This window comes from Dyadobacter koreensis (assembly GCF_900108855.1).
Classification (GTDB): Bacteria; Bacteroidota; Bacteroidia; order Cytophagales; family Spirosomataceae; genus Dyadobacter; species Dyadobacter koreensis.
The window spans coordinates 540,462-565,090 of record NZ_FNXY01000006.1 but is presented as its reverse complement, the minus strand read 5'-3'; the positions used below and the strand labels follow the sequence as shown (position 1 = coordinate 565,090).

The following is a 24,629-nucleotide window of genomic DNA, read 5'->3' as shown; positions in this document are numbered from 1 at the left end:
TTACGGTTCCAATTGTTTCAGCATGATGAAATCGTTCATCCAGTATGGACCAATTGGAACATCTACTTCTTTAACCGTAACAAAATTCATTTTCTCATAAAACGATCTGGCTTTATTGTAGCGGTTAACATTTAAAGCAAGTTTTTTTCCTCCAACAGATTTAACATATTGTTCCACCTCAGCAAGTAAATATTTACCCGCTCCGGTACCCTGCATGTTGGGAAGTACATAAATCTTATGTAACTTGAAATAACCTAATTCTCCCTGTGCGACTGCAGCAAATCCTACCGGAACTTCTGAGTCAAATAACAGTAAAAATTGCTGCCCTCCCTCGGTCATCTGATTTTCCAGCGCTTCGGGAGAATATATTTTTTCAAACATATAATCGATCTGATCAGGGCTAAGGATTTCACGGTAAGTCGGTTCCCATGTTTTCTCCTGAATTCCGATCACGACAGGTATATCAGATAGAGTTCCATGCTTTATTGAGAATGAAGGCATATTGTTTAAATTTGATTTTTCAGAACCGTAAAACGTTTTTTATTCACAAACTAAATAAAATTCATCGACATATCTTCCGTAAAAAAATAGCCTCTACGGATCAAAAGCCCGGTAAATTTTGAATTAATATATGAAACCACTTATTTTAGTTACAAATGATGATGGAATAACTTCCCTGGGAATCCGCACACTTGTCAACATTATGCAAACTTTGGGAGACGTTATCGTTGTCGCTCCCAATAGTCCGCAATCAGGAATGGGCCACGCCATAACCATTGGCGAGCCTTTAAGGTTATATGAAACACACATTTTTGAAGGAGTTGTAGAATATGAATGCTCGGGAACACCGGCAGATTGTGTTAAATTGGCAAAAAACTATGTGTTGCACGATAGAAAACCAGATCTCATCGTAAGCGGCATTAACCATGGAAGCAACAGCTCAATAAGCGTTCTATATTCCGGGACGATGTCAGCGGCGATCGAAGGAGCGATTGAAGGAATTCCAGCTATCGGGTTCTCCTTATCTGATTTCCGAGAAGATGCTGATTTTAGTCATGGCGTTCCTTTTATCAAGTCAATTACTGAATCGGCGCTGAAACATGGTATACCAAAAGGCGTTGCTTTGAACGTTAATATTCCGATGAAGTCGGATGAACCTATTAAGGGCATCAAAATTTGCAGACAGGCGCACGCCAAATGGCAGGAAAAATTTGATTACCGTGTTGATCCAAATGGTCGCGGCTATTTGTGGATGGCGGGGCAATTCGTGAATTTTGACACTGAAAAAGAAGACACAGACGTATGGGCATTGGATCATAATTACATTTCCGTAGTGCCTTGTCAATACGATTTAACCGAGTATAAAGCTTTAAAACAGCTGGAAACTTGGGATTTATAAACCCACGTTAGAAAAAATAGCTATGGCCCTTGTAGGAAGTTTGCTCAAGAGAGGAATCCGGATCAGTAATATTGTTGCGAACCGGAGAAAGGCGACTATTCATCAACAACAGAAAAAGACTCTAGCAAAATTGCTGGCGAAGGCCAGGTATACAGAATTCGGCGAAAAATACAATTTCGACGAGTTATTATCTACGATTTTATTCGGGGAGAAAGGCTCTTTTTATGAACAATACAAAAAATCAGTTCCGGTTTATGATTATAACGCCATCTTTAAAGAGTGGTGGCACAGATCGCTGGATGGAGAAAAAGATATCTGCTGGCCGGGACGAATTAAATATTATGCGTTAAGCTCAGGCACATCGGAGGCTGCGACAAAGCATATTCCGGTAACAAAAGCAATGTCCAAGGCGATCCAGAAAACGAGTATCCGTCAGATTTTATCCCTGGGTCATTACAAAGAATTACCCGATGATCTGTATGAAAAAGGTTTTTTGATGCTTGGCGGGAGTACAAATCTGAACAATCAGGATTCGCATTATGAAGGAGATTTAAGCGGTATCACGGCCAGTCAGATTCCTGCATGGTTCCGCCCTTATTACAAACCTGGCGAAAAAATTGCATCTGAAAAGGACTGGGGACTGAAATTAGAAGAAATTACCTTGAAGGCGCATGAATGGGATATTGGCTTTATTGTCGGTGTTCCTGCGTGGATCCAGCTTTTGATGGAAAAGATAATTTCTCATTATAAGGTTAAAACAATTCACGATATCTGGCCAAATCTTCAGGTTTTCGCACACGGTGGTGTTTCTTTCGAGCCATATAGAAAAGGTTTTGAAAAACTACTTGCAAGACCGCTGATCTATATCAATACTTATCTGGCTTCCGAGGGGTTTATCGCCTATCAGAACCGGCCGAATGCGCAGGGAATGGAATTGGTTTTGGATAACGGACTTTTCTATGAATTTGTCCCGTTCAATCAGGATAATTTTGATTCAGAAGGAACACTTCTCCCCTCGCCGGAAACACTGATGGTGGACCAGGTTGAGGAAGGAAAGGAATATGCACTTTTACTATCCACATGCTCAGGAGCATGGCGCTACCTGATCGGTGACACTTTAAAATTTGTCGATAAATCGAAAGCGGAAATTGTGATCACCGGGAGAACAAAGCATTATTTAAGTCTTTGCGGGGAACATCTTTCCGTTGACAATATGAATAAAGCGATTGATCTGATTTCTGACGAACTGGGATTGACCGTGAAAGAGTTTACCGTTTGCGGGGTTGAACACGACTCGCTTTTCGCACACCACTGGTATATCGGCGTCGAAGAAGAAAATGTCGATCCTGAGATTTTGAGAAATAAAGTTGATGCAAAACTCGCCGAGCTTAACGATGACTATGCAGTCGAGCGGAAGCATGCTTTAAAAGACGTTTTTGTTACCGTACTTCCAAACAGCGCATTTTACGGCTGGATGGAGTCTAAGGGCAAGATGGGAGGCCAGCACAAATTCCCGCGTGTATTAAAAAACTTTTTGATACAGGACTGGAAGGATTATTTGAAGAGCAAGGGGTATGTTTCGGATGAGGTTTTTGCGGAGGAATGAATTGGTTAAAGAATCATATTTAAAATGGGATCAGAATTCATAAGTCTGATCCCATTTTTAATTAAACCTACTTTAGGAAATTAATATAAGCGATCTGACAAGCAATCAAAATAAAAACAATTCCGGTTACCTTGTTAAAAATCGTTACCACTTTTGGTGTAAAAATCCGCTTCAATTTATGTGCAAAAACTGCAATGGCGCATTCAACAAAAAATACGGCGACTACACTTGCTCCGAAAAAAAGCAACACCTGATTATAATTATAATGCAAAGTCGATCTGATATAGGAGGCGATGGTTACCCAGCTGATAAAATTCACAGGATTTAAGGCATTCAGAAAAAAACCAGTCGTGAAATAGTAAACCAGATTACCCAATTTTGACGTCGGGTAAGCAATTTTTGGCTGACCTTTAATTAAATTTGATAAACCCAAGATCAGTAAAAATAATACGCCCGCCCCTGCCATCCACTTCTGAAAATTATGAATATCGGGCAATAAGGAAGTGCCAAAAATGGCAAAAAAAACAAAAATCACGTCCGAGACAAATACACCCAAGGCGATTTTGATTCCGGTTCGGTATCCATTGTCGACGCTATTTTGTACCAAAGAAAAAAATACGGTTCCGAAAGTCAGACATAACGCCACACCTGTCAGGATACCATAAAAGAGTGATTCGAGCATCTTAGATTCCTTTCAGCCTCGCAGCCATTAATATCCCGGCAATCGAAATCGCATCAGTAATCTCCGAGCGCATTACCATCTCTACCGCCTCTGAAAGATGAATTTTCTTTACCTGTAATTCTTCTGTTTCCTCAGGCTCTGCTTCACTTTGACTCAATCCTTCTGCCATAAAAAGAAATCCTTCCTCATCTGTCGCAGAATTCGAAGTATGAATTCGGGATAAACGAGTCCAGTTTGAAGCAATTAAACCGGTTTCTTCTTTTAATTCACGCTTTGCGGCATCCAGCACATCTTCATTAAAGGGACCGCCACCTTCCGGAATTTCCCACGAATATTCATCCAGCGTATAGCGAAATTGTCCTACCAGATAGATGAACCCATTTTCATCTACAGGAATAATTCCCAACGCTTTATTTTTAAACTTCACCACACCATATATACCATCTTTTCCGGCAGGGTTAATCACTTCACGGTGACTGATTTCAAGCCACGCATTCTCATAAACAGTTTCCGAGGAAAGCGTTTTCCAATTATTTTCTGTACTCATAACCCGCATTTCTATGTATTCATGGTTTATTGACACTCATTCAATGGTGCAAATAAACCAAAAAACCGTAAAGAACCTGTTACACTTTGATCTTTTGTAGCGCTTGTTACACTTAAAGCTAAATCTCAATTCTGATATTTATTGGTATGAACGCGCCAATAAAATTTTCAGTAAATTGGCCAAAATGCTGTGAATATCGAGAAAAATCAGAAACTTTACGGACTAGCCCAACTACATGAACATGTAGCCGACTCACAATTTTTATTACTAAATCTAAATTCTAACCGAAAATGTATTTTTCAAGACGCGATTTCCTAAAAAAAGCTGGTGCAACTGCATTGGCCGCGACAACGCTTACTGACCTGTTTGCTGAACAGGCTGCAAAAAAAATGTTCTTCGAAATTTCACTTGCCGAGTGGTCGTTGCATAAGGAATTATTCGCAAAAAAAATTGTTAATATGGATTTCCCCGAACTTGCTAAAAAGGAGTTCGGCATTTCTATTGTTGAATATGTAAACCAGTTTTTCAAAGATAAAGCAGAGGACAAAACATATCTGAACGAGCTTTTGCAGAGATGTAAAGACAACGGCGTGACGAACAACCTGATTATGATCGACGGAGAAGGCGGTCTTGGGGAACTTGACGCTGCTGTTCGCAATAAGGCAGTCGAAAACCACTACAAATGGGTTGAATGCGCAAAATACCTTGGCTGCAAAACAATTCGTGTGAATGCATTTGGTAAAGGAAGCGACGAAGAAATCGCGAAAGCTGCGGTAGAAGGTCTGGGTAAACTTGGCGAATTCGCTAAGAAAACCGGCATTAACGTAATTGTTGAAAACCATGGCGGTTCTTCTTCTAATGGAAAATGGCTCTCTGGCGTGATGAAGCAGGTGAACATGAAAAATGTTGGAACGTTACCTGACTTCGGAAATTTCTGCATCAAAAGAAAACAGGGAAGCTTCGAGTGTGAAGAATCTTATGACCGTTACCAGGGGACAAAAGAGCTTATGCCTTTCGCAAAAGGCGTGAGTGCTAAAACTTATGACTTTGACGAAAAAGGGAACTGTATTGAAACTGACTACACAAAAATTCTTAAAATCGTTAAAGACAGCGGATTTAAAGGAATAGCCGGTATAGAATACGAAGGAAGCAAACTTTCTGAACGCGATGGAATTAAAGCGACAAAAGCACTTCTTGAAAGAGTCGGACCATTAGTATAAAGATAAAAGCCGGAACCAGGACGATGCAAGATCATCCTGATTCCGGCTTCTTATGTTATCCGTTATTCTGATTTTTCACATATCCAGCAATAATTACATTCCCAGATACGTCAGAAATTCCTTCTTCGTAGCTTCTTCTTCAAATTTACCGCCGTAGTAAGCTGTTACTGTTGAGCTTCCGGCATCACGAACACCGCGGGATTGCACACACATATGTTTCGCATCAACCACCACCGCAATATCATCGGTTTGTAATGCCTGTTTTAATTCATTTGCAATCTGAACCGTTAAACGCTCCTGAACTTGCGGACGTTTAGAAAAATACTCAACGATTCGGTTCAACTTGGACAACCCTATTACTTTTCCACTTGAAATATAGGCGATATGCGCTTTACCGTAGATCGGAACAAAATGATGCTCGCAATTCGAGAATACCGAAATATCCTTTTCCACCAGCATCTGGTTGTATTTGTATTTATTTTCAAATAATGCTACACTCGGCTTGTTTTTAGGATCTAGTCCACTGAAAACTTCCTTGATATACATTTTTGCAACCCGTTTCGGAGTTCCCTTCAAACTGTCATCTGTCAGATCCAAACCCATAATCTCCATGATATGGCGAAAATGTTTTTCGATCAGTTCAATTTTCACCTCGTCTTCCAGCGCAAAAGCATCGGGACGCATCGGTGTTTCAATAGAAGAAAAAAGATGCTCGTCACCAATCTCTTCAATATCAAAATTTTCAATCGACTGGGTATTCAACAAAGTTCCGTTCTGTTTCATATAATCTAATTTTCAGAGCTAGCTCTGCATCAATTTTTGGTCTGAGAATGTCATAAATAACAATGGCGATATTCTCAGCCGATGGATTTAAATGGTGAAATTCTGCAACATCAAGATTCAAATTTTTATGATCAAAACGATCCAGAACATGTTCCTGAATAAGAACACTTAGCTCCTTCATATCGATCACGAAACCAGTTTCCTGATTGAGTTCGCCTACTACCTGGATAATCAGTTCATAATTATGACCATGAAAATTCGGATTGTTACACTTGCCAAAAATCTCCCCGTTCTTCTCATCCGACCATGCCGGATTATGGAGACGGTGAGCCGCATTAAAGTGTTCTTTACGAAACACAGCCACTTTATGAGCCATATATAATGATAACGTTAAACAAAAAAATGCCTTAAATGTCGTAACAAAGTATGTGTCCAACACACTTAAAGCCGTCGGGCGGGATCGTCTCTGCCCATCGGAGTGTACTTTTAACCCAACACGATATTAACATAATTTGTTCAAAACGTTCTGTAATTATCGAGAAACATTCTTTCCTGCCTTCATTTTATAATTATTTTTAATTAATAAAAAAATTTAAAAATATGGTATTTGGTCGTATCTTGCGCGGTTACAGCATAAATTCCTAAACCTTATAATATTTTCTTTAGGCTTTCTCATGGATAGACGAAATTTTATTCAAAAAGCAACATTGGCTGGATCTGCAACCGGAATTTTGCCATCGATACTATTAAAAGAAGAAACCGGAAAACCCCGAGATAAGGTTCGGATCGGTTTTGTCGGTGTCGGGCTTCGCGGGCGCAACCATTTACAGCAAGCTTTATATCGGCCTGATGTGGAGGTGAACGCTATCTGTGATATCGATTCATCATCCATTAATTTTGCCAAAGACCTGATTAAGAAAGCAGGAAGAAAGGAACCTGCCGTTTATTCAAAGGGTGACGAAGATTTTCTGAATATGGTCAAGCGGGATGATCTGGACGCAGTGTTGATCGCCACGCCCTGGCAATGGCATGTGCCTATGACGATCGCGTCAATGAATGCCGGAAAATACGCAGCTGTGGAAGTCTCTGCGACAGTAACTTTGCAGGAGTCGTGGGATCTTGTCGATACATATGAAAAAACCGGATCGCATTGTATGATCCTGGAAAACGTTTGTTATCGCCGTGACGTGATGGCAATTTTAAAAATGATACGTGAAGGAATGTTTGGCGAAATGACCTATGCACATTGCGGTTATCAGCATGATCTACGCGGTATCAAGTTAAACAACGGAAAAAGTAACGAAGGTTACGGCGTCGAATTTGGCGAGAAAGGATACTCAGAAGCGAAGTGGCGTACACAGCATTCCGTCGATCGTAACGGCGATATCTATCCGACGCACGGCTTAGGACCAGTAGCGCATTGGCTGGATATCAATCGCGGAAATAAATTTAATTACCTGACTTCCACTGCTACCAAATCGCGTGGGCTCCATAAATATATCGTAGATCATGGCGGTGAAAAACATCCGAATGCAAAGGTAAATTTCAAACTGGGTGATGTGGTTACGACGACTATCCAATGCCATAATGGTGAAAATATTGTATTGATCCACGATACCAACTCGCCCCGCCCCTATTCGCTCGGTTTCCGTGCACAGGGAACTGAAGGAATCTGGATGAACGATGGGCATACGATATACCTGGAAGGTATCTCACCAAAGCAGCATGAAGCCGAGCAGGACGCACCATACCTAAAAAAATACGATCATCCGCTTTGGAAGAAATATGAAAAAGAGGCCGAGAATGCGGGACATGGCGGAATTGATTATTTTGTTTTCCGTGGTTTCATTGAAGCCGTAAAAAGACAAGTTGCTCCCCCGATTGATGTGTATGATGCGGCAGTATGGAGTGCAGTAAGTCCGCTTTCTGAATTATCGGTTGCCCGTGGAAGCTCACCGGTTGAAATACCCGATTTTACAAGAGGAAAATGGAAAACAAACAAACGTATTTTCGGCTTGACAGATGAATTTTAATTTATTAATAACTTGTTCAATCATAACCCTATAATTTTTAACTAATTACCTAAATGACTAATAATAAGAACAATTACCTAGGCCCACTTGTCATTATTGGTGTTCTATTCTTCGTGATGGGTTTCATCACCTGGGTTAACGGGACGCTGATCACCTTTTTTAAAAAAGCATTTTCTCTGGATAACACCAGTTCTTACCTTGTTACCTTCGCTTTTTTTATATCCTACACGATCATGGCGATTCCATGTTCAATGGTTGTAAAAAAAACCGGATTTAAAAATGGTATGTCTCTGGCACTCATGGTAATGGCTGTCGGAACTTTAATCTTTATTCCCGCGGCGGAAATGGCTTCTTATCCGCTTTTCCTCGTTGGGCTTTTTACCATCGGTATTGGACTTACCGTGCTTCAAACTGCATCTAACCCTTATGCTACAATTCTGGGGCCTCGTGAAAGCGCTGCGCAAAGAATCAGTATCATGGGAATCGCCAACAAGGGAGCGGGTATTATCAGTCAGATTGTTATTGGTAAGCTTCTTCTTGCAGGCGTTGAATCAGCAGATCCGAAAGACGAGCTTGACAAGGTTGTGGTTCCGTATCTGATCCTGACAGGTATCCTTGTTGCTCTGGCACTGGTTATCAGAATGACTAAGGGCCTTGTCGAAGTGAGCGAAGAAGAAGACGAACCAGCGGGTGTTAATCAGGTTACAGTTCAGAAAACGAGTGTTTTTCAATATCCAAATTTAGTATTAGGTGTAGCTGCCTTATTCTGTTATGTTGGTGTGGAAGTAATTGCGGCCGATACAATCATCAGCTACGGTGTTTCCCTGGGCATACCGGAAAGTGAAGCAAGAGTTTTCGGAGCGTATACTCTGGGCGGAATGATGTTTGGTTATGTTCTCGGTATTGTGCTCATACCGAAATATGTGTCCCAACAGGCTTATATGATTTTTTCCGCAACCCTGGGACTGGTTGTGACCGTTATTGCACTTTTGACAACTGGCTTTACATCAGTAATGTGTATTGCTGTGCTTGGATTTGCAAATGCCGTGATCTGGCCTGCGTTGTGGCCGCTTGCGCTTAGCGGCTTGGGTAAATTTACTAAAATTGCCTCTGCCTTGTTAGTGATGGGTATTTCCGGTGGTGCCATTATGCCTCTAATTTACGGAGGTATTGCAGATTCAATCGGAAGCACTCAAAAAGCATATCTATTGGTTCTTCCTCTTTACGCCTTTATCGTATACTTTGGTCTTGTAGGCCACAAAAAGAAAAACTGGTAGTTCATGAAAATTTCAACACCAGGCAGGATTTGTTTTTTTGGAGAGCATCAGGATTATCTAGGACTTCCGGTTATTGCTGCGGCTATTTCCAGAAGAATCAGTATTGACGGAAGTCATAGAAACGACGATCAAATTATTCTGAATCTTCCGGATTTAGATCAAAGAATCGAATTCTCATTGGAAGAAACGTTTCCGTATATCATTCAGCGAGATTATTTCAGAAGTACTATAAACGTTTTGAAAAGAAAAGGCCTGAACTTTTCAAAAGGTTTTGAGTGTGTGATTCACGGAAACATCCCGATCAATTCAGGGACTTCAAGTTCTTCGGCACTGATCGTTTCGTGGGCTCATTTTCTTGACAAAATGAGCGATGATCCCGCTAATTTTTCGTTGAAGGAATTAGGAGAAATTGCTAACGCAGCAGAGGTGCTGGAATTCGGAGAACCCGGCGGGATGATGGACCATTATTCAACCTCAATCGGGAATGTGATTTACCTGGAATCCCGACCTCAGATCTACGTCGAAACCCTGACACCAAAACTGGGGAAATTTGTGCTGGGCGATTCGCTTGAACCCAAAGATACGCTGGGAATTTTGGCGCGTTGCCGGTATGGTATGGAAGACGTGATCAAAAAAGTGACGCAGTATGATCCTTATTTTTCCATTTTCAAAACGCAACTTACGCAGATCGCCGACTACAAAAAGGTTTTGACACAAGATGAATTCAGCCTTCTGCAGGCTAATGTTGATGATCGTGATATTCTTTTAAAAGGGAAAGAATTGCTGTCCCAGACCATTGCGGATTCGGATACCGCCGAGTTTGATAAAAATCTCGGCGAATTGCTTTACCGCCATTATAAAAATCTTCGCGATCACAAGCGGACTTCTACGCCTAAAATTGAACTTATGATGGATGCCGCATTATCTGCCGGTGCATTAGGAGGGAAAATTAATGGTTCCGGTGGTGGAGGTTGCATGTTTGTTTACGCGCCGTCGAAAGCCGAAGAAGTCGCAGAGGCTATTGAAAAAGCGGGAGGAAAAAGCTATATCATTAACGTTGATTCCGGAAGTAGCGTGGATGACTAACCCACTTTCAGTTCAAGAATATAAAAAACCGGCTCAGGAAATTAATTCCCGGGCCGGTTTCGTTTATAAAGAATCTTTCAGATTTTAACTTAAATGCACGATTGTAATTCCATTTGTGTTTTAGATTTGTGTAATTTGTACTTTGATTTCAGAAAATTCTGAATCGAAGAATGAGAGACTAATTATTTTGGCAAGTCAAAAATTGCCGGAGAAAAACAACAGATTAAAATGTCCATCCTGACAGCGCCAGAAAATAAATTGAATATATATTGCCCATCCCTGACGGAATACAAACGCCGGGAAACGATCACTATAAAGATTGGCGACATTCCCATGGGATCAGACTATCCAATCCGGATTCAGTCTATGACGACCGTTGACACGATGGATACACAGGGTTCTATTGATGAGGTGGTTCGTATGGTCGATTCAGGTTGTGAGTATGTCCGAATTACAGCGCCTAGTGTTAAAGAAGCTCAAAATTTAGAGAATATTCGTAACGGTCTGCATAAAAAAGGAATTTTTGTTCCCTTGATCGCCGATATACATTTTACTCCGAATGCGGCTGAACTAGCAGCTCGTATCGTTGAAAAAGTGCGTATCAATCCGGGAAACTATGCCGATAGAAAGCGTTTTGAGGTGATTGATTATACCGACGCTTCGTACGCAGCAGAACTTGAACGTATTCGCGAAAAGTTTATTCCGCTAATCAAGATTTGTAAGGAGTATGGCACAGCCATGCGAATCGGAACAAATCACGGATCCTTATCCGATCGTATTTTGAGCCGTTATGGCGATACTCCGCTCGGAATGGTTGAATCAGCTCTTGAATTTTTACGAATTTGCGAGGAGTTCAATTATTACAACATTGCCCTTTCGATGAAATCCAGCAATACACAAGTGATGGTAGAAGCCTATCGTTTACTTGTTCAAAGACTGGACGAAGAAGGGTTAAAACCTTATCCGTTGCATCTTGGTGTAACTGAGGCAGGAGAAGCCGAAGATGGAAGAATCAAGTCTGCCGTCGGAATTGGAACACTTTTGGAAGACGGGCTGGGTGATACTGTCCGTGTTTCGTTGACGGAAGCGCCTGAAAAAGAAGCGCCTGTTGCAAGAGCACTCGTTGAACGCTACGAACATCGCAGCCCGCACGCTCCGATCGATCCGGTTGAAATCTGCCCGATTAATCCTTTTCAGTATACCAGAAGAGAAACGCAAGAAGTTTACAATATTGGCGGACTGAATGTTCCCCGCGTTATTGCCGATTATTCTGATCTCTCCGTTGAGCAGCATGAGGATTTGAAAAGCATTGGACACTTCTTTTTACCTGTTCCTGATAAATGGGCGATGAATGATCAGGGGGCAGATTTTATCTACTCCGGAAAAGATCCTATCCCTTTTATGCTTCCGAACGGACTAAAAGAGATCATCGATTTTGAACAATGGCTCGACCATAGCGACCGGTCAAATAAGTTTCCTCTCTTCAATGTGCAGGAGTGGGAAAATAGTGACAAGTCCAGGATATCTCCACAACTGAATTTTATTAAAGGAACAATCCATAATTTCTCGATTGATTTTCTTGAAAAAACCCGTTCTGAAAAAAATATTGTACTACTTATTCATTCGGAAAATCACCATGCGATGCCGGAAATGAGGCGTTTCTTTTACCGTCTGGTCGAGATGAAGGTAAAAACACCGGTCATTATCCAGCGTACCTACGAAACTGATCTGGGCGATAGCCTGACCTTATATTCTGCAACCGACATCGGCGGATTATTGGTTGATGGTTTTGGTGACGGGACATTACTCTCGCCGGATTTTCAATATCCGGTTTCGCAGAAGGAAAAACTTCAGTCGGCAGCGTCATACAATAGTATCGCTTTTGGAATTTTACAGGCGGCCAGAACCCGTATGTCTAAGACAGAATATATCTCCTGCCCGTCCTGCGGTCGTACTTTATTTGATTTGCAGGAAACAACTGCCATGATCCGAAAACATACGGAACATTTGAAAGGAATAAAAATTGGAATCATGGGCTGTATCGTAAATGGTCCGGGCGAAATGGCCGATGCCGATTATGGATATGTTGGTATGGGCAAGGATAAGATTGCTTTGTACCGAGGTCAGGAAGTAATAAAGCGCTCAGTGACAGCTGCCAAAGCAGTGGAAGAACTTATCGAACTGATCCGTGAAGACGGTCGCTGGATTGATCCGGGCCAGGACGAAACCTACAATCTTTCTTAACAGAGTCTCATATTTAAAAACCATTGATATGAAAAAGTATTTTCAGCTTGGAGACGTATTTTATTATTTCGTCCGGGTGTTCAAAAAACCAAATCCTAATGATCCAAGTTCGTTCAACCTGAGGATGATGCACGGCATTAACCGTATTTCAATCATTATGTTCTTGTTCTGTTTAATTGTAATGATCGTACGCGCCTTTACAAGATGAATCTGGAAACCCTTCGTGACTTTTGCCTTGAACTGCCCGGGGTTACAGAAGAATTGCCTTTTGGGCCGGATACACTGGTGTTTAAGGTGATGGGAAAAGTTTTCTTGTTGACTCCTATTGACGGCGCCAGGCCACAGTTCAATGCGAAGTGCGACCCTGAGAAAGCTGAGGAATTAAGAGAGAAATTTTCTGATGTACTGCCGGGATACCATATGAATAAAAAACACTGGAATACGGTTTACATTACCGGAAATATTCCTTCGGAAATTTTGTTTTCATGGGTGAAAGATTCTTATGATCTGGTTGTAAATAGTTTACCAAAAAAGGACAAGGCTGCTTTGCAAGAACAGTCTTAGAAATGGCATGGCACAACAAGAAATGGCGGCCAATATGGTCGCCATTTTTTGTTGTCATTAGTTTCAGCTCCAAATTATTTAGCAGCCTTCATCTCCTCATCCAATTTCTTGCTTAATGTTTCGCAAACGCCTTCAATTGCGTCAGCCATAACTTTGTCGTTAGTTGCAGTAAGCAATGTGTCTGCAATTCCACTCATGATCTCGATATAAAAACGTTTCATCTCGAACACTTCCATATCTTTTGTCCAAAGGTCAATTTTTAGAGTTCCCCTGTGGTAGTGATCCCAAACAGCGATCGCAATCGCGCGCGTGTCATTGATCCCTTCGTTTGGATTGTCTGTCGCGTTCCAGTGAATTTTTTCAGGTATATTTTGATTGTCAAGTTCAACGGTGAAATGTATCTCAGAATTTTTCATAAAAGGATTAATATTTTTCGCAAAAGTAAGACAAAGTAACAATTCCTGACAATTTCAGGTTCGTTACTTTCCTGATTGTCCGAAAACAGTTTTTAAAATACTGCTGACACGTGCAACCGGGTCTTTCCTGATTTTCTTTTCTTCCTGAGCAATCAGCAGATATAATCCATCAATAGTTTTCTGCGTCGCGTATGCTTTTAAATCCGGATTTACTTTTTTAACCAATGGAATCTCATTATAGGTCTTTACCATATCTCCGTAATACTGAGTCGCTTTATTCAAATTTAGCGTACTATCGACAACCGGAAAAAATGTGTTATAAAGGTCCTGGTTAGTAGTTTTTTGCAGATATTTAGTCGCCGCATCATCTTCGCCCTTCAAAATACTGACAGCATCTGTAATCGTCATAGAAGTAATTGCCTTCACGAAAATCGGTTTTGACTTTTTCGCAGCGTCCTCAGCAGCACGGTTAAGCGACAGTGTAAATTTATCAACTTGTTTTCCCAAACCCAGTTTTCGTAATGTTTCAGCTACTTTCTGTGCTTCCGGAGGCACTACGATTTTGATAAGCTCATTTTTGAAAAAACCATCCTTTTTAGAAGCCTCCGCAGAGCCGTTATTTATTCCGACAGTCAATGCTTCTTTCAGTCCTTTAACAATATCTCCCTCCGACAATGAAGTATTCCCTTCTGGTTTTTTAAATGAGTCCAATACCTTTCCAAGATTGAACTGAGCCATTGAAGCACAGCTGGATGAAATCATCAAAAAGATTATTAATGTTATTTTTCTATTCATAGGAGTTACTCTGTTTAATGCATACTAAGGTTCAAACGTAATCAATAACGATTAATTTTACTTATTTTTGGAAAAATAAACGGTTCAATTCAACCTCATTCGCATTTATGAATCCCATTATCAGGGCCGAAATAATTACCATCGGTGATGAAATTCTTTTTGGACAAATCACGGATACAAATACACAATGGATTGGTGCTGAGCTCACTAATATTGGCATTCGGCCGGTTCGCAAAACTTCGGTTGGAGATCTTCAGGAAGATATCATATCAGCGTTGACAGAAGCAAGCCAAAGAGCGGACGTTATTATTGTCACCGGAGGTCTCGGACCGACGAAAGATGACATCACAAAACATACTTTTTGCAAATATTTTGGTTCAGAATTAAAAATAAATGAAGATGCGCTGGCATTGGTCACGGAATTCTTTGCGAAGAGAGGCCGTGAAATGACCGAGCTTAATATACAACAGGCGGCCCTTCCTACAAACTGTACTTACATTCCAAACCTTTGGGGAACGGCACCAGGAATGTGGTTTGAAAAAGATAAAGTCATTTATGTTTCGCTTCCCGGCGTTCCATATGAGATGAAAAGTCTGATGGAACACGCGATTCTGCCCAGACTTAAAGACCGTTTCGTTGCCAACATTATTCAGCATAAAATTATCCGGACAATCGGAATCGGTGAATCTTTTCTGGCAGAAACCATTGAGGATTGGGAAAATGCCTTGCCAACCCATATTAAACTGGCTTACTTACCTCATTTCGGCCAAGTTAAATTGCGCCTGACGGCGACTGGAAATAATCAGGAAATACTTGATTCGGAATTAAAACATCAGGTTGATAAACTGCTGCCTTTAATTCAGGATTTTGTTTTTGGTTATGACGCAGATGAACTTGAATCGGTGATCGGACGGTTATTAATAGAGAGGGATGCCACAATTGGTGCTGCGGAAAGTTGCACGGGAGGATTTGTAGCGAGCCAGCTGACCAATATCCCGGGCTCATCGCGATATTTCGAGGGTTCGGTGGTTAGTTACAGCAACACGATCAAAATGAATGTGCTCGGTGTTTCAAAACAAACTCTTGAAGATTTCGGCGCAGTCAGTGAACAGACGGCACGGGAAATGGCGGAAGGTGCGCGTAAAGTTTTAAATACTACATATGCAATTTCTACCACCGGAATCGCCGGACCAGATGGCGGAACGCCCGAAAAACCTGTCGGAACTGTCTGGATCGCCTGCGCAACACCTACCGAAACCGTAACACAGTTATTGACTTTGAGAAGTATAAGAAAAGTAAATATTGAGCTGACTTCTTCCTACGTTTTAAATCTGTTGAGAAAAACGATATTGAAAACGGCAGCTGAAAAAATCTGATATTTTAATTTTATTTGTAGATATAGTATTCGTATCGAGGGGCCGGAAGTTTGGGATGAAATATAGAAAAATATGAAAATAGTTGAAATGTTAATGCCCCCGATGGGTGAGAGTATCATGGAATGCACCGTTCTGACGCGCCTTAAACAAGCTGGCGACGCTATAACGGCCGACGATTCCGTTCTGGAAGTAGCTACTGATAAAGTGGATACCGAAGTTCCCTCCCCATATTCAGGCGTATTAACCGAGTGGCTGGTCAAGGAAGGTGACGTAGTTGCAATCGGTAGTCCTGTTGCTAATTTTCAGGTTGAAGACGATGTTGACCAGGAAGAAGGAAGCTCTGAGCCTGTTTTGGATAAAGAAGCGCCAGAGTTTGATGCGGTCGCTTTTCTTGAAAATGATCTGCATAAAGCAGTTCACCGGACAAATGAAACGGGAAGTTCTCCATCAGCTTTAAAAAATGACGCAGACTCGAATACATTTTATTCTCCATTGGTTTTAAGTATTGCACGTGAAGAAAAACTAAGTGCGCAGGAACTATCCAGTATCCAAGGAACAGGCGTTGAAAATCGCGTTACAAAGAACGATATTATTGCTTATTTGAGCGATCGCGGAACGAGGAAAGATGTTGCTCCTAAAAAAGCGGCTTCGATCAACGGGGCTACTGAAATTATCGAAATGGATCGCATGCGTAAAATGATTTCATCCCGAATGGTTGAATCAAAACGTATTTCTGCCCACGTAACTTCTTTTATCGAGTCTGATATGACTACGGTCGTAAAATGGCGGGAAGCGGTAAAAAATGATTTCAGAAAAAAATCAGGTGACAGTATCACGTTCACGCCTATCCTGATCGAGGCGGTTGTGAAGGCGATTAAAGATTATCCGATGATTAATATTTCAGTTGAAGGCGATAACATTATCAAGAAAAAAGATATTAACATTGGAATGGCCGTCGCCTTGCCTGACGGAAATTTAATTGTTCCGGTTATTCATCACGCCGACCAGTATGACCTGGCAGGACTTGCGCGAAAAGTTAATGAGCTCGCGAAAAGGGCGCGAGAAAACAAATTGAAAGCAGATGATCTTGCCGGTGGGACATACACCGTTTCCAACATCGGCGCTTTCGGAAACCTGATGGGAACCCCTATCATTGTTCAGCCGCAGGTCGCCATCATGGCCTTTGGTGCTATCAAGAAAAAACCTGCTGTAATTGAAACTCCACAAGGCGATTTGTTGGGAATACGAAGCCTTATGTATATTTCCCACTCTTATGACCACCGCGTTGTAGACGGTTCACTGGGTGGAATGTTTTTGAAAAGAGTATCTGATTACCTTGAAAATTATGATGCTCACAGAACGCTATTGTAATGCTGAGACTAACACTTGATATGGACGATGTCATGGCCGACACACATAAAAAGCTGGTCGGCATTATCCTGAAAGATTTTAAAACAACTTTATTTGAAAAAGATTTTGAGGCAACACCGATCCGGGAACTGCTTCATCCAAAACAACTGGCAAGGCTGAGGAAAATCATGGACGAGCCTGGTTTCTTTGCTGATATTGAAGTTAAGCAGGATGCCAGAGAAACCATATATAAACTATCGCATTATTATGAAATCTACGTTGCCACGGCAGCTATGGAATTTCCTAATTCATTTAAAGATAAATTTGACTGGTTAAAAAAACATTTCGATTTCATCCCCTGGTCCAATATTGTTTTTTGCGGTCACAAAAGCATAATCCACTCAGACTACCTGATCGATGACCAGGTTCGGAATCTGGATGCTTTTAAAGGGGAAGGAATTTTATTCTCAGCAGCGCATAATCTCCGCGATAGGTCACATAGAAGAGTAGCGAATTGGAAAGAAGTTGCTGAATTATTCTTACCGAATAAATGAAATTACTACTAATAGAAGACGAACCTAAAACAGTGCAATCCCTGAAACAGGGTTTGGAAGAAAATGGTTACGAAGTTGATATCGCCTATGACGGTCTGATTGGAAAACAGCTGGCAAAAAAAGGAGGTTATCAGTTGATTATCAGTGATATTATTATTCCTGGTATCAATGGAATCGAATTATGTCGTGAAATCAGAAACTGGGGAGACGAGACACCTATACTTATGTTAACTGCTCTCGGCTCGACAGATGACAAGGTTACAGGACTCGATGCCGGCGCAGACGACTACCTGGTTAAACCGTTTGAATTCAAAGAATTACTGGCACGCGTAAGAGCACTGACAAAACGCGGTTCAACAATTTCGCAGACTGCACAAATTCTTCGTTTTGCTGATTTGGAAGTTTCTATGGATGCCAAAACGGTCCATCGGTCAGGCAACAAGATTAATCTTACTGCGAGAGAATTTAATCTGCTGGTATACCTTATAAGAAATCAGGGAAGAGTTATCTCTAAAGTCGAAATCGCAGAACAGGTTTGGGATATTGGTTTTGACACGGGAACAAATGTTATCGAAGTTTACGTAAATTATTTACGTAAAAAAATCGATAAAGATTATCCTGTCAAGCTCATTCACACGCAGTTTGGAATGGGTTATGTTTTAAAAATCGAGTAGTTATGCAGATCCGCACCCGACTTACTTTCCAATTTCTTTTGCTGGTAAGCGGTATCCTCGCGGTGACGTTTTTTGCAATTTATTTCTTCACGTATTATAACGTAACGGAAGATTTCTACGACCGGCTTCGATCAAAAGCCCGGTCGACAACGGAATTGTTATCAACTGTACCGCAGGTGAACACAGATGTTCTCAGGGCCTTTGAAGGATCAAACAGGGACCTCATATACAACGAGAACATTTTTATTTTTGATGAGCAAAACAGGCTTATCTATACCAACACTACGGCGAAAACCAAATCAATTCACGTATCTAACTATTGGCTCGATCAGATTAGAAAGTCTGGCCAGATCCGTTACACCGATGGAGATTATAAGGTTGTCGGACTTTATTACAAATATCCGTTTACACGCGCAGTCGTTATGCTTGGTGCCCAGGATCTGTATGGACAAGCTAACCTTGCAAACTTAAAAACGCTGCTTACGGTCATCTTTTTCATTGTTGTCATCATCGTCGGGCTCGCCGGATGGGTCTTCGCAAAACGTGCCCTTCGCCCCATTTCAAAAGTAATGAATGCGGTAGAAGGTATCCTGCCTCAGAAATTGGACACGCGCCTGGATATACCGAATCAGAAAGATGAAATAGGCCGCCTTTCGACGACTTTCAATAAGTTGCTGGACCGAATCGAAACAGCCTTTAAAATGCAGAAAATTTTTGTGGCTAATGTATCTCACGAGCTCAAAAATCCATTGACCAAGATTAGGTCACAATTAGAAGTCAGTATGCTTAAAGAACGGAGTCCGGAAGATTATAAGGTGACGATCCAATCTGTTTTAGAAGATATTCAGGAACTTGCTCAACTTTCTAATACCCTGCTGGAACTCGCGAAAGTCAGCGAAGATCAGCGCGACCTGTTGACCGAAATTGTCCGGATTGATGATCTGCTATGGGACTGCCGTCAAAGCCTGAGCCAGGCAAACGCAGCATATAACATTCAGGTTGATCTGGAAGAACTTCCGGAAGACGATACTTGGCTTGAAATTGCAGGAAACTCGACATTGCTTAAAACAGCATTTTTGAACCTGATGGACAACGCCTGTAAATTTTCCGAAAACCAGACTGTAAAAGTTACATTGAGGGCTTCCGCAAAAAAGCTAGTTCTACAATTTGCAGACAGCGGCAAAGGTATTCCCGCCCAGGATCAAAGCTTGATTTTCCAACCATTTTATCGGGGCGACAATACAGCAAATGTAAAAGGCTATGGAATCGGGCTGTCGCTGGTTGAAAGAATTGTGAAACTGCACAACGGGAATGTGTCAATTCAAACGAATCAGCCAAAGGGAACTACCTTCATACTGAATTTTTTACGCTTCTAAGCAAATTCTAATTTATTGTTAAGCCCATCTTAAGTATTACTTTCTTTATTTGTAGTGTTCTTTTAAGCGTCAGACAATATAATCGAACGCGTAAAATTAGATTTCATTTTTTGTGGTGTTAATAAGCAAACTTGGCAGGTGTCTCTCACACCTGCCAAAGTTTTTTTAAGGCGATTGACAAATAGATTTCCCTGTGAATTATAATAAGGAAATGTCGAAAAAGCTTTTGACCAGCAGTGCAATCAAAAAAGCAGTGAACATTTTTGTCCACTGCTTTTCCATATAAAATTATCTGTATTTAGATCTTTTTTCTAATCTCTATAATTTTCAGCTTATTAAGCATTTTGATTACCGGATAAGTCGGGTCGACTTCAAACCATTTTGATCCAAAATTAATGCTGTTTGGACGTTTGTGGTGATTATTCTGAAACAACTCTCCCATCATCAGGAAATCGAAAATTAATGAATTTTTAGATTTATCGTCATTATCAAAATTCTGGTAGCCATATTTATGACCACTCCAGTTAACGATAGCTCCATGTATCGGTCCCATTAAAAAATGAATTGGCAACAAGAAGAAAAATGCCCAGTGCATATCCAGGTAAAGGTACGCAAGAATATAAAAAGCAGAATAAAGAATTGCCCATCCGGCTCTCGAAACCCAAGAATCACCCAATTTCTCAATTAGTCTCCATTCTGGATAATTACGTTCGAACTGGGACTCAATTGCTCTTTTTCTGTTTAAGACAGCATTATAGATATCTTTGGTTTCCCACATCATCGTAAACACATTTTTTGTATGGTGCGGCGAGTGTGGATCTTTTTCAGTATCACTGAAAGCATGATGCATACGATGTAAGATCGCATAAGCACGAGGACTTAAATACGAAGAACCTTGTGATAAATAGGTCAAAAGGTAAAAAAACCGCTCCCATGGCTTGCTCATGATAAACATTTTATGAGCAGAGTAACGGTGCAAAAAGAATGTTTGGCAGAATAGAGACAAATACCAATGTACAACAAAGACGGCAAGAACTATATACATGAAAAGGTATGATGGTTAAAAATCGATAATCACAAATTTAAGTGTAAGAAGTCGAAATCCCATCATTGTTACCGGTTAATTTAGCTACTTATTTATATTCATTCTAGAAAACACTTAAAGTACCATACTTGACTTGGAAAATTACAAAATTGTAAAAGCGTAAGCCATAAGGTTAACTCCCATTTGCAAGGCTTTCCTCCTTAGTTCTTCCGGATCCTTGTACACACTTTGATCTTCCCAGCCGTTACCCAAGTCTGTTTCAAAAGAGTAAAAGCATAAAAGTCTCCCCTGATAAATTAAACCAAAACCTTGCGGCTGCTTTCCATCATGCTCATGAACTTTGGGAAGCCCATTGGTAAAATTATATTTGAGATGATAAATCTGGTGATCAAAAGGCAGCTCCACAAAGGATAATTCGGGGAAAACCTTTTTCATTTCCCTGCGGATGTAAGGATCCAGGCCGTAATTGTCATCGATATGGAGAAAACCGCCAGCCAGTAAATAGTTTCGTAAATTTCTTGCTTCTGCGTCTGTAAAGACAACGTTTCCGTGCCCGGTCATATGCACAAACGGGTACGTAAAGAGATCAGGACTGCCGACTTCCACAACATCTTCAGCAGGATTTATATTCATTTTCAGCTCTGAATTGCAGAAACTGATCAAATTTGGCAATGAGGTTTTGTTTGCATACCAATCTCCGCCCCCGCCATATTTAAGCTTGGCAATTTTTAAAGAAGACTGAGCCCGGCCTGCTGTAATAGAAGCCAGCAAAAAAAACATTATACAATACGTAATCCTGAAAATGCCGCGCGCCATAGCTGATGAATATTTTTTAACAAACTTTATAATAGTTGTGCCACATTAATCGAATGGCAGCCCGCCACAGCAGCAGTCTCCGTTCTCAGTCGGGTAGCTCCCAAGGAAACCGCTTCAAAGCCGTTTTCCATCGCCAATTTTACTTCTTCGGGAGTAAAATCTCCTTCGGGGCCGATCAGCAAAATGGTACCCGAATCTTTAACAACCTTTTTTACAACATGTTCCGTCAGATGATTATCGGGAACGTATGCAATTAACCGGGTTGTTGCGTCCGTTTCGTTTATAAAAGAATTATAATCTGTAATTAACGAAATTTCCGGCATATAATACTGCTGTGATTGTTTCATTGCAGAGGCTGCGATTCTTTTCAATCTTGCAAGATTAACAACGCGGGAAACAGTCTCTTTATGCGTGTGCTCGGTGACTATAAAATCGATTCGTTCGACACCCATTTCGGTCATTTTCTCTACCATCCACTCATTTCTTTCCGCTTTCCTGGTCGGTGCGACCGCAATACTTATCGAATAGGACCGCTTCGGGATGGTGATGGACTCAACCGCTTCATAGGTAACATTTTTCCTTCCTATATTAAGACGACATTTTTGTAAAAGGCCCTTTCCGTTTGTCACGTGAATAATATCACCTGTTGAAAGCCGTAACACTTTTGTGCAGTGGCGCGACTCTTCTTCGTCTAATTCAAAAATCCGGGTATCGGGCTGATAAAACAAATGCATAAAGATAATTTAAATTCCAGGTATGGTTGCTCTCCTGATTACTTCCCAAAAGTAGGAATTTATTATATATTCAGTCCAATACAAAAAGTGACAATACCAAGATTTACAAAGGCCTCGATCAAATCCTGTTTTTTGTATTTTTTCAATTTTTTTAATTAATACCGTGAATATAAAAGCCCGATTTTGCGCAAAGGATAAAATTGCCTTTTGAAAGGTTTATTTTTAAATCCTGGCCGATTTTATTAAAATAATACATTAATTACTGACAATACTACCATAAACACAATTATATTCGGTATTCGAGTAAATTTTCCTAGATTTTATTTTTTAGAAATACAATTTAGCATTAATATTGTGTCGTAATATCAATTCGTCACCACTTTATCTAGTATTATTATGTCAAAATCTAAGCTGGAATACATTTGGCTGGATGGCCACAAGCCAACCCAAGGTTTACGCAGCAAAACAAAAATCGAAAGCGACTTTAGTGGTAAACTGGAAGATTGCAGCAACTGGTCATTTGATGGTTCATCTACTGAGCAAGCACTTGGCGGTTCTTCTGACTGTCTTTTAAAGCCTGTTTACATTATTCCGGATCCGCAACGTAAAGATGCATACCTGGTAATGTGCGAGGTTTTGAACGCTGACGGAACACCTCACGTTACAAACGGCAGAGCTACTATCGAAGATGATGACAATGATTTTTGGTTCGGTTTTGAACAAGAGTATTTCCTTTGGGATATTGAAACAAACAAACCTCTTGGATTCCCGGCAAATGGTTACCCGGCACCACAAGGCCCTTACTACTGTTCGGTAGGTGCACAAAATGCATACGGGCGTGAAATTATCGAAGAACACCTGGATGCTTGTCTTGATGCAGGTCTTAACGTTGAAGGTATCAACGCGGAAGTTGCTGCAGGTCAGTGGGAATTCCAGATTTTTGCAAAAGGCGCAAAAGAAGCTGGTGACCAAATCTGGTTGGGACGTTACCTTTTGGAACGTATCGGTGAGAAATATGGCGTTTCTATCAACTGGCATTGCAAGCCTCTTGGCGACCTTGACTGGAACGGTAGCGGTATGCATGCAAACTTCTCAAACACTGCTTTGAGAACTGCCGGCAGCAAAGAAGTATTCGACAAAGTTTGCGAATCTTTCCGTCCTGTTGTTAAAGAACACATCGAAGTTTACGGTGCAGACAACCATCTTCGTTTGACAGGAAAACATGAAACTGCAAGTATTCATGATTTCAGCTACGGAGTTTCTGACCGTGGTGCTTCTATCCGTATCCCTGTTCTTGTTCCTCAAAAAGGATGGAGCGGATACCTTGAAGATCGTCGTCCAAATTCAGCGGCTGATCCTTACAAAGTAGCAGCACGTATTATCAAAACTGTAAAAGGAGCTCTTTAAGAGATACATATTACTGATAACAAAAAAACCACCTAATGGTGGTTTTTTTGTTATCAGTAATTTCTGAAAAAAATTATTCTTCGTCTTCCGTCGTGAACGAATATACATTCGTATCAAGCTGCAAACGTCCTGAATTGAAACGAATGATAAAATCGTTGATGATTTTTTCATTGATTTCGGTTTTATTCAGGCCAACTTCAAGACCAATACCATAGTCAAATTTATCATCAACCTCAACGTGCTCGCGTACGGTTATCTCTTCATTTTCTTCAATTTCCTCGATAAATTCTGTTAGAAGAATTTCGGCTTCTTCATCTTGCTCAAAGTCAACCGGATCAGTTTCACCTCTTTCGTCCGGAGAAACGTAGTCGGGCATCTGGACTTTCAATCTTTCCAGTGCTGCGTCGTATACCAAGGTCGAATGATGCAATCTCAGAGTGTAGATCAATGCGTCATAAACCACTTCCTTGTCCTTATAATAACCGACAAATTGAACGTGGGCATGTTCATTATTTTCTTCTTCGTCTTCGAACTCGTCTGTCACATACACAAAGTTCAATCGTTCAGCTTTACATTCCCGTTTAAGCTGTGCAATTTCTTCTGGATCGAATCCCGGATTCATAGTTTTAATTTGATTATTGTTCT

General features: G+C 40.9%; 26 protein-coding genes. 15 read left to right on the top strand and 11 right to left on the bottom strand.

Annotated elements, in window-relative coordinates:
* Positions 1-501 (bottom strand): GNAT family N-acetyltransferase, encoded by a 501-nt coding sequence (locus tag BMY70_RS21105; protein ID WP_090338256.1) that lies wholly within the window; start codon positions 499-501, stop codon positions 1-3.
* Between the two features lie 130 nt (positions 502-631).
* Here BMY70_RS21105 and surE point away from each other — a divergent pair, with 130 nt between their 5' ends.
* Together surE and BMY70_RS21095 are read left to right on the top strand one after the other, a co-directional pair.
* Positions 632-1,399: a 5'/3'-nucleotidase SurE gene (gene surE, locus BMY70_RS21100; RefSeq protein WP_090338255.1), complete on the top strand. Its 768-nt coding sequence runs from the start codon at positions 632-634 to the stop codon at positions 1,397-1,399.
* A gap of 22 nt (positions 1,400-1,421) precedes the next feature.
* On the top strand, positions 1,422-3,005 hold the full coding sequence (locus tag BMY70_RS21095) for a GH3 family acyl-acid amido synthetase (RefSeq protein ID WP_090338254.1): 1,584 nt from the start codon (positions 1,422-1,424) through the stop codon (positions 3,003-3,005).
* A 67-nt stretch (positions 3,006-3,072) separates the two neighbouring features.
* On the opposite strand, the gene BMY70_RS21090 is transcribed toward BMY70_RS21095, so the two are convergent.
* Both BMY70_RS21090 and BMY70_RS21085 read right to left on the bottom strand, forming a co-directional pair.
* Entirely contained in the window at positions 3,073-3,687 is a 615-nt protein-coding gene (locus BMY70_RS21090) for a LysE family translocator (protein ID WP_090338253.1), read from the bottom strand.
* Between the two features lies 1 nt (position 3,688).
* Positions 3,689-4,243 carry an NUDIX domain-containing protein gene (locus BMY70_RS21085; RefSeq protein ID WP_090338252.1) on the bottom strand — a complete coding sequence of 185 codons (555 nt, stop codon included), beginning with the start codon at positions 4,241-4,243 and terminating at the stop codon, positions 3,689-3,691.
* 281 nt (positions 4,244-4,524) lie between these two features.
* Between BMY70_RS21085 and BMY70_RS21080 the strand changes: the two genes are divergently transcribed.
* The gene (locus BMY70_RS21080; protein WP_090338251.1) at positions 4,525-5,454 is read left to right on the top strand and encodes a sugar phosphate isomerase/epimerase family protein; all 930 of its coding nucleotides are present in this window, start codon (positions 4,525-4,527) and stop codon (positions 5,452-5,454) included.
* Positions 5,455-5,547: 93 nt separating this feature from the next.
* On the opposite strand, the gene folE is transcribed toward BMY70_RS21080, so the two are convergent.
* Both folE and BMY70_RS21070 read right to left on the bottom strand, forming a co-directional pair.
* Complete coding sequence (folE, locus tag BMY70_RS21075) at positions 5,548-6,237, bottom strand: GTP cyclohydrolase I FolE (protein WP_090338250.1); 690 nt, start codon at positions 6,235-6,237, stop codon at positions 5,548-5,550.
* On the bottom strand, positions 6,197-6,613 hold the full coding sequence (locus BMY70_RS21070; protein WP_090338249.1) for a 6-pyruvoyl trahydropterin synthase family protein: 417 nt from the start codon (positions 6,611-6,613) through the stop codon (positions 6,197-6,199). The genes folE and BMY70_RS21070 overlap by 41 nt, the downstream gene beginning before the upstream one ends.
* Positions 6,614-6,911: 298 nt before the next feature.
* Here BMY70_RS21070 and BMY70_RS21065 point away from each other — a divergent pair, with 298 nt between their 5' ends.
* The 6 genes from BMY70_RS21065 (at position 6,912) to BMY70_RS21040 (ending at position 13,441) form a co-directional block, all read left to right on the top strand.
* Entirely contained in the window at positions 6,912-8,270 is a 1,359-nt protein-coding gene (locus tag BMY70_RS21065) for a Gfo/Idh/MocA family protein (protein ID WP_090338248.1), read from the top strand.
* A 53-nt stretch (positions 8,271-8,323) separates the two neighbouring features.
* Positions 8,324-9,547 (top strand): sugar MFS transporter, encoded by a 1,224-nt coding sequence (locus BMY70_RS21060; RefSeq protein ID WP_090338247.1) that lies wholly within the window; start codon positions 8,324-8,326, stop codon positions 9,545-9,547.
* 3 nt (positions 9,548-9,550) lie between these two features.
* Entirely contained in the window at positions 9,551-10,633 is a 1,083-nt protein-coding gene (locus tag BMY70_RS21055) for a GHMP family kinase ATP-binding protein (RefSeq protein WP_090338246.1), read from the top strand.
* A 228-nt stretch (positions 10,634-10,861) separates the two neighbouring features.
* Positions 10,862-12,877: a (E)-4-hydroxy-3-methylbut-2-enyl-diphosphate synthase gene (gene ispG / locus BMY70_RS21050; RefSeq protein ID WP_090338245.1), complete on the top strand. Its 2,016-nt coding sequence runs from the start codon at positions 10,862-10,864 to the stop codon at positions 12,875-12,877.
* A 28-nt stretch (positions 12,878-12,905) separates the two neighbouring features.
* A complete protein-coding gene (locus tag BMY70_RS21045) occupies positions 12,906-13,085 on the top strand; it encodes a DUF6728 family protein (protein WP_090338244.1) in 180 nt (59 codons plus the stop codon).
* Positions 13,082-13,441 (top strand): MmcQ/YjbR family DNA-binding protein, encoded by a 360-nt coding sequence (locus BMY70_RS21040; RefSeq protein WP_090338243.1) that lies wholly within the window; start codon positions 13,082-13,084, stop codon positions 13,439-13,441. Before BMY70_RS21045 ends, BMY70_RS21040 begins: the two co-directional genes overlap by 4 nt.
* Positions 13,442-13,515: 74 nt before the next feature.
* Here the strand turns inward: BMY70_RS21040 and gldC are convergent, their stop codons facing one another.
* Positions 13,516-13,857, bottom strand: a complete 342-nt coding sequence (gene gldC, locus BMY70_RS21035; RefSeq protein WP_090338242.1) for a gliding motility protein GldC — start codon at positions 13,855-13,857, stop codon at positions 13,516-13,518.
* A 63-nt stretch (positions 13,858-13,920) separates the two neighbouring features.
* Entirely contained in the window at positions 13,921-14,652 is a 732-nt protein-coding gene (locus tag BMY70_RS21030) for a DUF4197 domain-containing protein (RefSeq protein WP_090338241.1), read from the bottom strand.
* A gap of 107 nt (positions 14,653-14,759) precedes the next feature.
* On the opposite strand from BMY70_RS21030, the gene BMY70_RS21025 reads away from it, so the two are divergent.
* From BMY70_RS21025 to BMY70_RS21005, 5 genes are all read left to right on the top strand, one after another.
* Positions 14,760-16,028, top strand: coding sequence for a competence/damage-inducible protein A (locus tag BMY70_RS21025; RefSeq protein WP_090338240.1), 1,269 nt, complete (start codon positions 14,760-14,762; stop codon positions 16,026-16,028).
* 72 nt (positions 16,029-16,100) lie between these two features.
* Complete coding sequence (locus BMY70_RS21020) at positions 16,101-17,399, top strand: dihydrolipoamide acetyltransferase family protein (protein ID WP_090338239.1); 1,299 nt, start codon at positions 16,101-16,103, stop codon at positions 17,397-17,399.
* Complete coding sequence (locus BMY70_RS21015) at positions 17,399-17,932, top strand: 5' nucleotidase, NT5C type (protein WP_090338238.1); 534 nt, start codon at positions 17,399-17,401, stop codon at positions 17,930-17,932. Before BMY70_RS21020 ends, BMY70_RS21015 begins: the two co-directional genes overlap by 1 nt.
* The gene (locus BMY70_RS21010; RefSeq protein ID WP_090338237.1) at positions 17,929-18,606 is read left to right on the top strand and encodes a response regulator; all 678 of its coding nucleotides are present in this window, start codon (positions 17,929-17,931) and stop codon (positions 18,604-18,606) included. The genes BMY70_RS21015 and BMY70_RS21010 overlap by 4 nt, the downstream gene beginning before the upstream one ends.
* 2 nt (positions 18,607-18,608) lie before the next feature.
* On the top strand, positions 18,609-19,982 hold the full coding sequence (locus BMY70_RS21005; protein ID WP_090338236.1) for a sensor histidine kinase: 1,374 nt from the start codon (positions 18,609-18,611) through the stop codon (positions 19,980-19,982).
* A gap of 298 nt (positions 19,983-20,280) precedes the next feature.
* On the opposite strand, the gene BMY70_RS21000 is transcribed toward BMY70_RS21005, so the two are convergent.
* The 3 genes from BMY70_RS21000 to BMY70_RS20990 form a co-directional block, all read right to left on the bottom strand.
* On the bottom strand, positions 20,281-21,027 hold the full coding sequence (locus BMY70_RS21000; protein WP_090338235.1) for an acyl-CoA desaturase: 747 nt from the start codon (positions 21,025-21,027) through the stop codon (positions 20,281-20,283).
* A 141-nt stretch (positions 21,028-21,168) separates the two neighbouring features.
* Positions 21,169-21,807: a DUF4159 domain-containing protein gene (locus tag BMY70_RS20995; protein WP_177197097.1), complete on the bottom strand. Its 639-nt coding sequence runs from the start codon at positions 21,805-21,807 to the stop codon at positions 21,169-21,171.
* A 62-nt stretch (positions 21,808-21,869) separates the two neighbouring features.
* Positions 21,870-22,577: an RsmE family RNA methyltransferase gene (locus BMY70_RS20990; RefSeq protein ID WP_090338233.1), complete on the bottom strand. Its 708-nt coding sequence runs from the start codon at positions 22,575-22,577 to the stop codon at positions 21,870-21,872.
* Positions 22,578-22,973: 396 nt separating this feature from the next.
* Between BMY70_RS20990 and BMY70_RS20985 the strand changes: the two genes are divergently transcribed.
* Positions 22,974-23,984 carry a glutamine synthetase beta-grasp domain-containing protein gene (locus BMY70_RS20985; protein ID WP_090338232.1) on the top strand — a complete coding sequence of 337 codons (1,011 nt, stop codon included), beginning with the start codon at positions 22,974-22,976 and terminating at the stop codon, positions 23,982-23,984.
* Positions 23,985-24,057: 73 nt separating this feature from the next.
* Here the strand turns inward: BMY70_RS20985 and BMY70_RS20980 are convergent, their stop codons facing one another.
* The gene (locus BMY70_RS20980) at positions 24,058-24,606 is read right to left on the bottom strand and encodes a hypothetical protein (protein ID WP_090338231.1); all 549 of its coding nucleotides are present in this window, start codon (positions 24,604-24,606) and stop codon (positions 24,058-24,060) included.
* Positions 24,607-24,629 lie beyond the last annotated feature (23 nt).

Coding starts and splice junctions, on each gene's coding strand:
- BMY70_RS21040 (WP_090338243.1), top strand. CDS start 13,082: ATGAATCTGGAAACCCTTCGTGACTTTTGCCTTGAACTGCCCGGGGTT.
- folE (WP_090338250.1), bottom strand. CDS start 6,237: ATGAAACAGAACGGAACTTTGTTGAATACCCAGTCGATTGAAAATTTT.
- BMY70_RS21105 (WP_090338256.1), bottom strand. CDS start 501: ATGCCTTCATTCTCAATAAAGCATGGAACTCTATCTGATATACCTGTC.
- BMY70_RS21080 (WP_090338251.1), top strand. CDS start 4,525: ATGTATTTTTCAAGACGCGATTTCCTAAAAAAAGCTGGTGCAACTGCA.
- surE (WP_090338255.1), top strand. CDS start 632: ATGAAACCACTTATTTTAGTTACAAATGATGATGGAATAACTTCCCTG.
- BMY70_RS21010 (WP_090338237.1), top strand. CDS start 17,929: ATGAAATTACTACTAATAGAAGACGAACCTAAAACAGTGCAATCCCTG.
- BMY70_RS21055 (WP_090338246.1), top strand. CDS start 9,551: ATGAAAATTTCAACACCAGGCAGGATTTGTTTTTTTGGAGAGCATCAG.
- BMY70_RS21085 (WP_090338252.1), bottom strand. CDS start 4,243: ATGCGGGTTATGAGTACAGAAAATAATTGGAAAACGCTTTCCTCGGAA.
- BMY70_RS21005 (WP_090338236.1), top strand. CDS start 18,609: ATGCAGATCCGCACCCGACTTACTTTCCAATTTCTTTTGCTGGTAAGC.
- BMY70_RS21020 (WP_090338239.1), top strand. CDS start 16,101: ATGAAAATAGTTGAAATGTTAATGCCCCCGATGGGTGAGAGTATCATG.
- BMY70_RS20995 (WP_177197097.1), bottom strand. CDS start 21,807: ATGTTTTTTTTGCTGGCTTCTATTACAGCAGGCCGGGCTCAGTCTTCT.
- BMY70_RS20985 (WP_090338232.1), top strand. CDS start 22,974: ATGTCAAAATCTAAGCTGGAATACATTTGGCTGGATGGCCACAAGCCA.
- ispG (WP_090338245.1), top strand. CDS start 10,862: ATGTCCATCCTGACAGCGCCAGAAAATAAATTGAATATATATTGCCCA.
- BMY70_RS20980 (WP_090338231.1), bottom strand. CDS start 24,606: ATGAATCCGGGATTCGATCCAGAAGAAATTGCACAGCTTAAACGGGAA.
- BMY70_RS21025 (WP_090338240.1), top strand. CDS start 14,760: ATGAATCCCATTATCAGGGCCGAAATAATTACCATCGGTGATGAAATT.
- BMY70_RS21030 (WP_090338241.1), bottom strand. CDS start 14,652: ATGAATAGAAAAATAACATTAATAATCTTTTTGATGATTTCATCCAGC.
- BMY70_RS21095 (WP_090338254.1), top strand. CDS start 1,422: ATGGCCCTTGTAGGAAGTTTGCTCAAGAGAGGAATCCGGATCAGTAAT.
- BMY70_RS21070 (WP_090338249.1), bottom strand. CDS start 6,613: ATGGCTCATAAAGTGGCTGTGTTTCGTAAAGAACACTTTAATGCGGCT.
- BMY70_RS21000 (WP_090338235.1), bottom strand. CDS start 21,027: ATGTATATAGTTCTTGCCGTCTTTGTTGTACATTGGTATTTGTCTCTA.
- BMY70_RS21065 (WP_090338248.1), top strand. CDS start 6,912: ATGGATAGACGAAATTTTATTCAAAAAGCAACATTGGCTGGATCTGCA.
- BMY70_RS21090 (WP_090338253.1), bottom strand. CDS start 3,687: ATGCTCGAATCACTCTTTTATGGTATCCTGACAGGTGTGGCGTTATGT.
- BMY70_RS21045 (WP_090338244.1), top strand. CDS start 12,906: ATGAAAAAGTATTTTCAGCTTGGAGACGTATTTTATTATTTCGTCCGG.
- gldC (WP_090338242.1), bottom strand. CDS start 13,857: ATGAAAAATTCTGAGATACATTTCACCGTTGAACTTGACAATCAAAAT.
- BMY70_RS21015 (WP_090338238.1), top strand. CDS start 17,399: ATGCTGAGACTAACACTTGATATGGACGATGTCATGGCCGACACACAT.
- BMY70_RS21060 (WP_090338247.1), top strand. CDS start 8,324: ATGACTAATAATAAGAACAATTACCTAGGCCCACTTGTCATTATTGGT.
- BMY70_RS20990 (WP_090338233.1), bottom strand. CDS start 22,577: ATGCATTTGTTTTATCAGCCCGATACCCGGATTTTTGAATTAGACGAA.